Source organism: Austwickia sp. TVS 96-490-7B, assembly GCF_019331795.1.
In the GTDB taxonomy this organism is placed as follows: Bacteria; Actinomycetota; Actinomycetes; order Actinomycetales; family Dermatophilaceae; genus Austwickia.
This window is the reverse complement of the sequence record NZ_JAHPZL010000007.1, coordinates 289,073-302,384: the sequence shown is the minus strand read 5'-3', so window position 1 is coordinate 302,384 and position 13,312 is coordinate 289,073. Positions and strand designations below refer to the sequence as shown.

6 protein-coding genes are annotated in these 13,312 nt (G+C 64.1%); 2 read left to right on the top strand and 4 right to left on the bottom strand.

Annotated features, from left to right (window positions below):
- Window positions 1-104: 104 nt before the first annotated feature.
- Window positions 105-1,796 (top strand): type VII secretion protein EccB, encoded by a 1,692-nt coding sequence (gene eccB, locus KEM60_RS09535; RefSeq protein ID WP_219107274.1) that lies wholly within the window; start codon window positions 105-107, stop codon window positions 1,794-1,796.
- The gene (locus tag KEM60_RS09530; protein ID WP_219107273.1) at window positions 1,793-2,248 is read left to right on the top strand and encodes a hypothetical protein; all 456 of its coding nucleotides are present in this window, start codon (window positions 1,793-1,795) and stop codon (window positions 2,246-2,248) included. Before eccB ends, KEM60_RS09530 begins: the two co-directional genes overlap by 4 nt.
- 1 nt (window position 2,249) lies before the next feature.
- Here the strand turns inward: KEM60_RS09530 and KEM60_RS09525 are convergent, their stop codons facing one another.
- The 4 genes from KEM60_RS09525 to KEM60_RS09510 all read right to left on the bottom strand — a co-directional run bounded on the left by KEM60_RS09525 (window position 2,250) and on the right by KEM60_RS09510 (window position 13,300).
- A complete protein-coding gene (locus KEM60_RS09525; protein ID WP_219107272.1) occupies window positions 2,250-4,655 on the bottom strand; it encodes a transglutaminase domain-containing protein in 2,406 nt (801 codons plus the stop codon).
- Window positions 4,652-6,007, bottom strand: a complete 1,356-nt coding sequence (locus KEM60_RS09520; RefSeq protein ID WP_219107271.1) for a DUF58 domain-containing protein — start codon at window positions 6,005-6,007, stop codon at window positions 4,652-4,654. Before KEM60_RS09520 ends, KEM60_RS09525 begins: the two co-directional genes overlap by 4 nt.
- Window positions 5,988-7,004, bottom strand: a complete 1,017-nt coding sequence (locus tag KEM60_RS09515) for a MoxR family ATPase (protein ID WP_255574428.1) — start codon at window positions 7,002-7,004, stop codon at window positions 5,988-5,990. The genes KEM60_RS09520 and KEM60_RS09515 overlap by 20 nt, the downstream gene beginning before the upstream one ends.
- Window positions 7,005-7,141: 137 nt before the next feature.
- A complete protein-coding gene (locus KEM60_RS09510) occupies window positions 7,142-13,300 on the bottom strand; it encodes an Ig-like domain-containing protein (protein WP_219107270.1) in 6,159 nt (2,052 codons plus the stop codon).
- Window positions 13,301-13,312: the final 12 nt, after the last annotated feature.

Here is a 13,312-nt window from a genome sequence, read left to right as displayed (position 1 = left end):
CCGCCCGTCCGGCGCGATCTCAACCATGCCTGTCCCCGTCGTCCTCGCGTCTCTTTGGGTCACTCCCCGCAGGCAGCGTGGAGCACAGAGACGACCCAGCTATCATGACCAAGGATAGGGGGCGCTCCTTGGCAACAGATCGCAGCACCAAAACCCAGGTTCAGGCGTACCGCTTCGGCGTTCAGCGTCTCAAGGACGCCGTCGCCACCGGTCAGTCTTACCGTCGGACACTCAACGCACCCCGGCACGGGACAGCACTGCTCATTGGAGTGCTCATCGCCGCCGTGGGGCTTGCTGGCATGGCCGTCTACGGGATCATCAAGCCGGCACCCTCCGTGGGTGACGCCTTGGTCCTGGTCGACACCGATTCGGGAGTGCCCTACGTCGTCCGCGACAAAACTCTTCACCCCGCAACCAACCTGGCGTCGGCCATGCTCGCTGCTGACACCGGCGACGGTGATGTGCCAGTCCGCAGCCAAAGCCAGATCGTCCGACGTGTCAATGCGGAAAGCATCAAAGACATGGCCCGTGGATCTCTGCTCGGAATCCCCGACGCTCCCGGCGCGATTCCCGATGACACCCACCAACTCGACAGTCGCTGGACCGTCTGCGATGAATCCCTGAGCGACCCCGGTCGGCCTCCTGGCGCGACCCGATCACTACGCACCACGGTCGCCATTGGCGAAACCAGTGGCGCCTCCACCCCACCCGCGGAAACCGCCCACCTCGTCACCGCAGACAACGGTAAGACCACCTATTTGCTGATGGGTGGCCAACGGTCCAAGATCGACCCTAAAGACCCCCGCCTTGCCCTCGGGCTCGGTCTCGACCAGAACCGGATGCGCCCGATCAGTCTGGGCCTACTCAACGCCATTCCAGAACGCTCCGAAATCACTGCTCCCAAGATCTCGGACCAAGGGAAAAGCACCTCGATCGGTCAGCGCCAGCTCGCTGTGGGCGACATCATCCGTATCGAACAGACCACCACGAAAAACCAGTATTTCTTGGTGCACGGCAACGGCATACAAGAAGTCAACGCCGTGACCGCCGACATGGTCCGCGCCGTCACCGGACAACACGCAGATGTCCCCGCTGTCCCCCCCAGCGACGTCGCTGCCGCAGCCCGCGCCCCCCAACCGATCGACACCTCGGCCTTCCCACAGGTACGGCCAGCCCTCGTCGACGCGTCTCAAGCACCAGTCCTTTGTCTGGACTGGTCCACTGAGAACAACGCGGTGACCCGCACCGTCTACACCACACGAACCGTGCCTATGCCAGCTGGTGCGCACCCGGTAGAGGTCCCAGCCAAAAGCACCTCGTCCACGGCCCAACGGGTCTATGTCCGGCCCGGCTGGGGCTTAGTGGTCGGTCCCGGACCGGATGGAGTGACCGCCAACGCAGGCAACCCAGTCCTCATCACCGACCGCGGGATGCAATTTCCCATCCCGGACAGCCGGACGCTGCACCTGCTCGGGCTGGGACAACGCATCCAACCTGTCACCTCAGACCTGATGAACCTGTTGCCGCAGGGACCCACGCTTGACCCCCGAGCTGCCTTGCGTTTTGCCCCCACCCAAGCTGGAAGCACCCCTGCCGACCCATCACCCACAGCAACTTCACCGGCTGTGTCTCCCAGTAGCTCAGTCACCACCACGGCTCCCAGCACCACCGGATCTCCCAGCAGCTCGGTCAGCACCACAGCAGCTCCCACCCCTGGCAGCTCGAGCGGCACCTCACCAGCCTCCCGCACCGGATCGCCCGCCGCGACGACCCCCCGTCGCACACCCACCCCATGATCCCCGGGGCGCCTACGCCCGAGCCGATCCGTGACCTTGACCACCTTGACGAACTCGTCCGGGACGGACGGATTCGGCTCGGCGACTACTGGCGCTTACGTGCCCAACTGGTTGACGACGACGTCTCCGAGACCGCCGCCGTGGACACCCCACGGCCCCCCGGGACACCTGATCTGCTTCCTGCAGCACCGATTTTCCGCACCGAAACACCCCCAAGCCCAGAACCCGCATTATTGCCCGACTTGGACGCCCACTGTCACTCCCAAGCCCTCAGCGATCCCGCGCTCACCCGCGCATATCTGCGTCGCGCCAGACGAGAAGAAAGCGACATCCGCGCCGAACAACCACCGCCGAGCCCCTTCGCCCCGCCGAGTGGCGCTGTGGACCTTCTCGGTAACGCTCCGCAGAGCCGCCCTCCTCGCCGCACCCTGCGCTGGTTCCGCCGACGCTGACTCAGGTTGAGGGCAGCACCGCTACCTCAGGCGTAGCCAACGGCGACTCTGATCCCGCCACCGCCTGGCGATGACGATCCGACGGCGCATAGGCCGCCCCAGAACGTCCGAACGGAATGAGCGAACGCAGACTGCCGACCACGATCAGCCGTCGCCACCACGGAATCTCCCGCATGACCGCCAGCCGAGCCACCGCAACGTCCCGCCAGAAAGCTCGAGCCTGCTCTGCTGTCGCGCCACCCGGACCGAACTGCGCCGCATCCGCCGCCGCCGCTAAGGACGCCAGCGAAGCGCGCCCAGACGCCTGAACCGTCTCACCCCGGCTGACCCCGATTTGTCGTGGCAAACCAGCGTCAACCAATCGGTCGACGACCTCTTCCCAACCGCTTTCGATCGCCGCCACCGGTGTCCGACGCCGCCGCCGGACCCGCCGTACCGATTTCACCCCTGCAATCGCTGCGACTAGCAGCAACCAGACCAGCGGCGGACCAGCCGTTGCCCCGATCACGATTCGCGCCCACACCGGGATGTTCCACCAGAACCGCTCCAGCGGCGAAGACCACCGATCAGAACCGCCCTGACCTGCATCGTAGGCAAACGGGTCCTCAGAACTCGGTCGCCGCGATGTATTCGGCGGCGGCACCACCGCAGCCGACGAGCCTTCTTTCTCCTGCTTCGGGACCGGCTGGGGACGCTTGTCCCGAGGCGGGACGATCCGATCCGCCGACAATTCGACCCAGCGGTCCTTCCCCGCCACTTCAACCCACGCGCGCACATCTCGCCCCCGCAAGGTCCCCGCGGAATCAGGAACGCCACCGACCACCACTCGTGCCGGCAGGCCCAAACTATTGGCCATCAACGCCGCCGCAGCCGCGAACTGCTCATCATCACCGGCAGGCTCCGGCGACCCCAGCAGGGCCTCCACTCGACCCACGCCATGCCCCGGCAAAACCGGACGCTCCGCACCGGTATCACCATCCGAATAGGCGCCGGTGTCCTTCAAATGGCTCGTCGCAGCCAACAAGCGCTGCCACGGATCCGATGAGGACCCACCCCAGCGCGCCACGTACGCCGACACCGCCTGCAACTGTTGTCCGTCAACGTACGGCCCACCCACCATCGGCAACTGGTCAGGAGTGTGCGGCGAGGGCACTCGAGCCGATGCGACGACCTCGTCCCCGGCCCGCAGTCCCCCCGACACCACTACAGCGCCGGTACCTACGTTGACTCGGGTCCGGGACATCGCCTCGTCACGTCGCTCGCCTTCGAAGGACAACGACGTCAATGCACCAGCCGAAGGCACCCATCCCTTCAGGTAAGGATCATCGGCGTACGCCGGAGAAATCCGCATCCGGTACTGAGCCTCTGTCCCCGTCACCTGGGTGGGGACCGTCGACCCCACCTTCCAGAATGAACCGGCTCCAGGACGGTGCGCTCCGGACGTCCCACAAGCGGCCCACACTGTCCCCGAATAACAATCCAACACCGTCAACCGCACCGGCACCTGATCAGGAAGCCCCGACACTGTGACCAAGGTCTCATCCGCCAAGGCTTTCCCCGCCGGGCGGAACCGACGGAACCCCGCCAAGACACTCGCACCCTCATGATCCGAAACCGGCGGCGTGATTCGTTCCCGCAAGGTCGTGCGAGCACCCCCTTGCCCATCCATGGCATGCGCCACCGGCGCAGCCACTCCAGCAGCACATCCCAACAGCACCGAACCCACCACCACCGGAGTCCACCCTGGATGACGATTTCGAGCCACCAGCCGAGCCCTGCGCGCCCCCACCCAGGCTGTCAGCCCAGCAGCAATCGCTACGCCACGCAGCACGCTGCCCGGTGTCGAGACCGTGCCTAGAAAAGCCACTACAGCAGTAGCGCCCACCACGATGGCTACTACTGCCTCTGAGCGTTCCGAAGCTCGGGACACCGCAAACAATGTCCAGGCCACCAGCAACCCCACTAATGCCGGCAAGACCGCCACCGGATCATCGCTACGCAAGGGTGGCAACGTCGTCAACAGATCCCGCCACCCCCTGATCGCGGTGGTTCCAGCGTCCTGCCATGCCGCCATTCCCACCGGACCGTGATGGGACGCACGGCCACCGATCAACGGCGCCGCCCCGAGGAAAACCACCGGAATCCCCACGATCCGCACCAACCAGCGGACCAATCGTGCCGCGCTGACCCTCAAGGCGACCGCCTCGATCACTACCCCCAATAACACCGCCACCATCCACCCAGCGAGCGGCAACCATCCGTCGTACGTCCCCCACCACCCAATGCCCACACACCACGACAGCACCACCGCACCGGCAGCATCGACCCACCCGGACCGATCGTGTGTCGTCACCGGCTCCTCGGTGGTGTCACCCAGGTCACCGACACCGCTGGAATCTGTCGTCACAACCCGCCACCTCGCACCAATCGGGGAAGATCCGCGGTCCGTGCCAACGACATCGCCACCGCACCAGGAAAATCAGTCGGACCGGAGGGCACCTGCGGGTGCACCCGCAATACCACTGCTCGCACCGACGCAGGCAGCACCGTCAACGCCAACCGCAAATCGTCTTGATCAGACTCCTGCCCGATCACGAACACCACCAAGCTCAGCTGCGGCGCCAATGCCACTGACGCCAACACCGCATCGACCATCCGCGACGGACCTAGCTCAATGCGCGCAAAACCGTCGAGGAGACGGCCAACCACCGGCGCGTCGATGACCTGCGGGCCCGCTACCACCGTGACATCCAGTTCGTCACGACGCGCTCGCACCGCCAACGAGGCCGCCACTTCCAATGCCATCTCTACGTCGTCAGCATCGCCGTAATGACTCTCGTCAATATCGACGATCAGCCCCAAATGCGAACGGCGAGTGTCGTAGTACTGCTTCACCAGCAACGACTCCGACTGCCCTGTCGAACGAGATTTAGCTGTCGCTTTCCAATGCACATGACGGCGGTCATCTGCGGGCACATACGGCCGCACCGTGTGAAAATCAAGGTCCGCCGGCGAGGGGTCCATCGTGGATCGTCCCTCCAGGTCACGGATGAGACCAGCATCCAACGATGGCAGATCCACCGTCCGCGGATGGACGCAAACCTCTAACATCTCACTCCACTGCTGCTCTCGACGGACCATGCCGAACGGGTCGCCCGAGACAGAGCGAGCCGGCCCGACCGCGATCACCCCGCGCCGTTGGGTCAACACCGTGAAGTCCTCAGTCCGCACACCACGTCCTGCTGGCAAGTGGAAACGACCGCACCCTTCGCCCACCGGCACCTCCACCGCCGCAGGCAATAACACGTCGCGCCCGAGACGCTCCACCGACAGCTGACCGGCGACACTCTCGCCCACCGTGACCCGCGACACCTGTAATGACAGCTCAACTAGCATCCGCCCTTGCCACCAGGACAGGACGAATGCCGCCACCACGCACACCAATCCCGCCAGACCAGCCGCCAGGAACTCTGTCCATCCAGTGACCCGCCAACAGTGGATCGCCAGCAAGGCGATCGCCAAGACGCCCCATCCCAGGCCGGTCACTGGAGCCACCACGCGACGGACCGGCGCAGACAGCCGCGCAGCCATCTCGCCGTAGGGACCGGTCCGCCACTGCATCCACCGCGTTGTCACCGCAGTGGTGACGCCACGCCTCCAGGATTGAATCGACCAGGCACGCCCTGAGCGAGCTTTGGGACGCCCTGAGCGGCGCCGTAAGAACGCCATCCGTGACACATCAGCCTCGCTTGACGGCACGCCCGTCCGCATGCGGGACCGGAACCCGCGCGAAGACGTCATCGATCACTGACTCCACCGTCACCCCACCGAATTGAGCCTCCGCGTCCAACAAGAGACGGTGTCCCAACACCGGCACTGCGAGATCCTTCACGTCATCTGGAATGACGAAGTTACGGCCGCGTGAGGCCGCCCACGCCTTGACACAGTGGATATAGGCCAGGGCGCCACGCACCGAGACCCCGACTCGTACGTGCTCGGTGGTTCGGGACATTTCCGCCAGATCGGTGATGTAGTCGACGATCTCCTCAGCCACGAAGACGCGCTCTGCCACGTCAACCATCTGGCCCACCACGTCGCCAGTGATCACCGGCTGGACCGTTCGGGCCCGATCTCGGTCTGCAACCCCACTGAGAACTTCCCGCATCGCTTCCCGATCCGGATAACCCACCGAGGTCTTCATCAGGAACCGGTCCAGTTGGGCTTCCGGCAACCGGTAAGTTCCCGCCTGCTCAATGGGGTTCTGGGTGGCGATCACCATGAACGGAGGTTCGATCAGATGGGTTTCGCCATCCACGGTCACTTTGCCCTCCCCCATGGCCTCCAGCAGGGCAGATTGAGTTTTGGGACTCGCCCGGTTGATCTCGTCGGCCAGGACAATATTTGCAAACACCGGTCCCGCATGAAATTCGAATACTTGCTGCGCCGGATCAAAAATAGACACCCCGGTCACATCTCCAGGAAGCAAGTCGGCGGTGAACTGGATACGCCGGTGCTCACCTTGCACACTCTGAGCCAAAGCGCGAGCCAAACTGGTTTTTCCCGTGCCAGGAAGGTCTTCAAGCAGCAAGTGCCCACGTGCAGCCAAGCAGGTCAAGGCGAGTTCAACGACATGCTGTTTTCCGAGCACAGCAACAGCCACATTCGCCGTTAATGCATCGAAGGTTTGCTTGTACCAGGAAATTTCATGGGTCTGTGCGACGACCATGCCATGGCTTTGATTAGGGATCGTGCTCATGATCTGTGCTGTCTCCTCGAAGATGGCGGCCCGGGCGCGAGCAAGTGGATGATCACCGGATGGACAAGGGGCCACGACAGCGCACTGTGACGACGCTGCATCGCCCCTGTCTCAGGTCGGTCAAGGATCTGCAGTCATCAGGGTTTCCCGGACACCACCGCCGGCCGAGAGACCACGCCTGGATCTGCACCGGAAGCATCGCAGGTCGCAACTAGGCTCTGCCCCACGCTGACCGGGAGGGACTTCGGCGGCACCACCACTGACCCAGCTCCAGCGGCATCCGTAGCCACCCGGACGGTGGACGTGGCTTGTGTGGTCCGATTTGTCACAATGCAGGCCAGTGACGCTTGTGGAGCCATCCCTGACACGGTGACTGTCACTTGCCCCGCACCCCGTACCATCTTCCCGGCTACGACGACCGTCCCGGCGGAGGTTTGCGCTGTCGAGGTGGCGGTTCGGTCACCGCTGGCCTGGCGGAGCACCACCTTGACAGACACGCGCTTGCCGTAACCCACTCGGACGCTGCGTTCGGTATTCCACGCCGATCCAGCAGCAGTGACAAATCGTTGGGTCTCCACCACACCTTGCGCCGTGGACACCGTCACCTCCACTGGGGTACCTGGAGCTGCCCCGCCGGAGGTGACCTCATAGGTGACCGTGGGGCCGGATGCGGTCGCATTCACCTTGACGGTGGCTGGCAGTTCCCCGGTGACGGGGACCGTCAAGGCCGGGGCGCACTGCTTCTCCGAATCGGCGTTACACGCGGTCAGCGTCAACGATGTCCCGCCAGGAACAGCGTCAATGATCCGAGTCACCGGATCCCCACTGCGGAAGATCCACGGTGATCCGGTGCAGGCGACCCCACTGATCACGCAGGTTATTGACACTGCGGAACCGGTTCCCGTTGGCGGGGAGAACGACAGCTCAATCTTGCCAGCCGGCGTGACTTTGGCGGAGGCGTTGGTTGGTTGCCCCGGGGGGATCGTGGTGGTCAATGCCGCTGCCGGACCTGCTGCTGAGGTGATCCCGGCACCGTTTGCAGCGGTGACGCTATAGCTCAGCTTCGCCCCATCAACGGGAACATTGTCGCCACAGCTAGTCGATGTGGTGGTGCACACCTGGTGGGGTGCTCCACCGCCGGAGCGAGTCACGGTGTAGGTGACTGGTCCGGGCCCGTTGGGGGCGACCGCAGGCCAACTGATCGCGACCTCCAAGCCGCCTCGGCCGTCCGGCGTCGGTGTCAATGTCGGAGCTGCCGGAGTGGCCGGACGCCCTGCTGCCTGACCGGTGACCGTGGTGGGTTCTCCAGGTCCAGCAAGGTTGACCGCGACAATCGTGAAGGTCAACGGGGCACTGGGGTCCAAACCAGGGATCGAAACCTGCGGAGTCGAGCTAGTAACTCGACCTCCCGGCCAGGTCACGATGTAAGACGTCACAGGCGAACCTGTGGTCTCCGGTGGCGCCCAAGTCACCACAAGGGTCCCCGGTTCGCCTTGAGAGATCTTCGCGTCACGGACCGGACCTGGGCGAGAGTCGGACATAATCGGCGCCGATGCGGGGCTCTCGGGGCCCCATCCCACCGCATTATGCGCCGCGACTGTGAAGGTCTGAGGAACACCATTACGCAGGCCGGTAATCGTGCATGGGACGGCGGAGCATTCCTGGCTGCCGCCTGGCCACGTCACCCGGTATCGGTCTATCGGAGCACCATTGTTATCTGGCACCGTCCAACCGAGAGTCACAGCTCCATTCTGAGATGGTCCAGCTTGGCCAGGCGCCCCAGGTGCACCCGGGGGGCCGACAACACGCAGGGTAATGGTGCCTCGACCTTGTCGGTCCGTCCTGGTGCGGTCCGCGACATCCGAAACCACCACCGTGAAGGTCATTACCCCATGAGAGTTGGAGTCGGGTGTGATCGCCACGTTCAGGCCATTGACATCGCGTTTAGCAGCCATTCCAGAGGTCTGCTCCAGCGAAACAAGAGAGAGCTGAGCGGCCCCTAATGGGGAAGAAACGTATCCGGCGAGGTTGACAGAGGCGGTCTTCCCGGCAATGACACCGTCCATGTCTACCGGAGCCACTGAAGGCGGGAAGGGACTACGAACCGTGATCCCGACGGTCACGGGTTTGGTCTCCGTCCCGGGCACATCCACGTTGAGAGCGGCATGTTGCCCTTCTTTGGCATCACCACCGGCAACGAGTGCGAGAGTATGGCCGTTAGGCATATGGACCTGCAGTCCCGCCGTGTCTCCGGTGAGCTGGCCACGGAATTGGAGTTGTTCGGCGTCTCCGGGCTTGGCTGTCCAGACATGGCATAGGGCGAGAACGTCAAAGCGCTGTTCCTGTCCACCGGCGACCATAGTCAGGGTGGAAGGCGGACATCTCAGCACTGGAGTTTCCGGCCCCACCTGGACTGGGAGCGCCACCAACGTCGTCCGGTCACCAGCGCCTGGTTTCTCCGCATCAGTCACCTGCACGGCCAGCGCCGCTGGCCCGACGTAATCCGTAGCAGAAGTGATGCGGATGTGGGTGCCGTCGATGGACTGGGCGGTGATAGCGCCGTCCGGGGAACCCTGCAACGGCGCACCCGGAACGACGGAGATCTTTCGACCCGCGGGGTCGGTCACAAAGTCAGCAATGTCAATTGTCACGTTGCCTCGTTTGGGGACGGCGACCACTTTGTCCGGGGTCGGATATGGCGCTCCCTCTCCTGCGGCGGGCACGGTGAGCACCGCCATGGTGGCGGCTCCGTCACGGTCGAGCACTTCGTAACCTACAAACCTGGTGTTCTTTCCGACCGGGACGGTGAGTCGACCGCCTTCGGCACGAACATCGGGGGCAAAGACATGACCCAGGTGGAGCGCGGAAGTATCGCCGTTCGCAGCTCTAGCTTTGGCGAGAACGTCCACGGTGACTGTGGCATCGCCACGTTTGGCGCTGGCCTGGGTATTCGCCGCAAATGGTGCGGAGCGGTATCCCTCTTGAGCGCGCACGGTCACCGCAGCCACGCTGGCTTGCCCAATCCCATTGGTCAACCCGTAGCGGAAGGTCACCGGTTGCGGGCCAGTCCCAGCGGTCACCAGGAACGGCCCCTTGGCGGAAAGCTTTTCCACTCCTTGAGGAGCGCTGCCGTTGGTGCTGCCGAGGTCAGGGACTGAAACTTTGTCGCCGGGAGTGACCAGGTCGTTGGACAGCGCATCGACCAGGACCTTGCTCCCCGGAGCGGCGACGACAGTGTCGTTGATCGCGACTGGCGGTTGGGGGTCTCCTGGCGGAACGACCGCAAGCCGCACCGCGCCGGTGCCTCGTTTGCCGTACTTGTCCTGCACAACATAGCTGAAGGAATCGGTCCCGCCGGTTGTTGGATACGCCTGGTAGGTGAGGGTGTTTGAACTCATGCCCAATACCCGACCCAACGTGGGAGCGCTACTGATCCCAACCAGGGATACCGAGTCGCCATCCGGGTCGACACCCGTGCTGGAAATCTGCAATGTGGTGGTGTCTCCGGCGACGATGCGTCCATCAATTTCCGGGGGTTCCGGAGCTTGGTCAGGTCGCGCGGCTGTGGGCTCCGGCTCGATCGTCACGAAGGCATGGCCTTCGGCGGTTCGTCCTGCGGCGTTTTGGGCAAGATAGGTCAAGCGCACCGTGGTGGAGCGTTCTACCTGCGGAGGCGCTTGGAACCGCACGACTCGTCCAGCGACGTATCCGGATCCCAGATGGGTGACATTTTGCCCCCCAGCCTGCACCGGAAGTCGTCCGGGGCCAGCGGCTCCTGGGACATCCTGAACCAGCGTGAGCTCACCACCGGCCGGATCTTCATCGTCATCCAGGACTGGGATGGTGACATTGTCACCCACACGCACCGTCGCGTGATCGTCAGCAGTGACCGGCGAGGCCTGCGGCAGCGGCGGTAGTTGGGTCAGGACGACAGTGCCGCTAACTCCCCCGTTGACACCGTCCTCGACGGTGTACTTGATCACTTGTTGCGCCGGGGAGAGCGTGGGGCGCAGCGCTTGGACACGGACCCATCGTCCACGCACCACTCCCACCTGGACTTGTCCGGGGTCAGCGGCTTCAGCGCGGGAGACGGCTAGGACCCGCCCAGCAGGGCTGAAGGACGAGGCAAGGACGTCGATGGTGACCGCTCCCTGTCCCCGAACCACCGCGGTCGTCATGGCTGCGACCGGCGGCGCATCTCCCACGGCTGGAGTGACATCAACCCGGATACTGGACTTGGCCATGGGGGCATCACCGTATGCCGCTGAGTAGGACATGAAAAAAGTCCCAGGGTGGGTGGCGGTGATGGTCACCGTTCCGGCACTGCGGTTCGTGGTGACCGTCGCACCTTCTGGGGCAGCGATATCCCCTGCCAGGCGCAGTCGCGCCGATGGCGACGTCGGATCCGCACCGGGAAGATCATTGTCCAATGGCCGGATCACGACGGGACGGCCCACCTGACCAGCAGCGAAATCAGGCATAGCAGTGGGAGGAGTAGCGCTGGTCGACCCGACCGGCAGTACCTCCACGTCAAGCTTGCCCTGGGTGGTTCCCCGACCATCGCCCACGACGTAGGTGATCTCATGGCGTCCGGCACCGACCGCGCCGCTGACATCAACCCTGCCGTCTTTGGTGACAGACACCTGCAGCCCCGGGGAGGTCGCCGAGACCAGGGCAACCGGGTCGTTGTCCTTATCATCGCGCCAATCAGCCAAGACTGGAATAACGATGTTTCCACCACTAGGCACGGCATACGAGCGCGGTTGATGACCGAAGCGCAAGTTCGGCGGCTCATTATCTTCGGGAGCCCGCGGACGCAGGGTGACCTGCGCGGTGGAGTTTTGACCACGCCCATCGGTCAAGGTGTAGGAGAAGGTCACCACACCCATCTCAGACGGGGTCGTGACCTGAACGCTCTGCCCATCAGGTGAGACCACAGCGCGGGCCCGCTGATCACTAGGTGCCGTGACCGAAGAGACCGCAATGACCTGTCCACCGGGATCGGAGTCGTTATCGAGAACGTGGAGAACACTGGTCCGGCCTGGTCGCACCCCGTAGTCGTCAGCGACGGCTTTAGGTGCCTTGGGTTGAGTCGTCCCGTTGTCCTTGTTGTCTTTGTCGGAGGCGCCCTTGGTCGTCGGAGGCTTGACCCGCTGCCAGTCGTCGATACGGCGACCGGTGCGCATGTCCCAGACAAAACCTTTGCCAGAGTCGTTGAGCACCAGAGATGTGCCCCGGAGCCTCAGATCCGGGGTTTGCAATCCACCTTCGACGGAGTCGAGTTTGACCTGTTCAACTCGTGATGGCGTCTCGCCGTCAGCGGCACAGCCGCGGGCTGCTACGCCGGGGTCCCCAGACCAGGCAGCAACAACACAGCGGCCATCACGCACCGGCCGCGCGGGTCGGCCGCTGCCCTGACCGCCCATGGAGGAGACCGATCCGTCCGACAAGGACACCGACCACACCTCCTTGGATCCCGCCACCAGGACCGAGGAAGAGGATGGTCCTGGACGTTGCAACACCAGATCACCGCTGGTAGAGGGCATCGTGACCTGCCTACCACCAGGCAGAAACAGCAGCCCACCTCGAGCGTCAAGAACAATGGGATCGCTGCCCACAGCGGTCACCCGCACCGATTGCAACCGGCGCCCCAAGTCGAGGCGAGTTGGTTCAACGCCTTGACCGGGGTGGGCGGAGGCGACACGACCAGCCAACGTGGCGGCGTGCACTCGTCCATCGACCCCCACGGCAAGATCCGCCGGGGTCTTGTCACCGCCGTTGTCCTGGTCTCCACCGACGGAGAATGCCGGGGCGGAGGTCGAGGAAAGTCCGCCGACCGGGGTGGCATTCGCCGATTCGGTGGTAATAACTCGGACGTCACCATTGCCAGGGTCCAAGGCGGCGATGGTGTTGCCGCCAGCGTCGATGGCCCAGGAGCTAGGCACGGTGGCGCTAGCGTCAGTCACCGGCTTTGCCCGAAGGAGATCGACGGGGTAAAGCTTGCCAGCGGTCCGATCTCTAGCCACGACAGCGTCAGCTGCTTGAACGAGATCGAGTTGGTATGTCGCCTGCTTGTCACCGGGTGAGGCAAACGCTGCATCGAGAGATCCGTCCGGCAGGCTCACCCGGCCAAACATTCCCAAAGCGTCAGCAGCGACCCACACCGTCCCGTCATCCGGGGCGACCCGGACCTGGTCATACCCCGGTGATCGCGCGATGGCCAGAGCAATCGTCACCGTCACGGCCACGGCGCACAGCGCCGACAGCGCGCGCAGCCACTTCGACGTGCGCGTCATACCAACAAACCC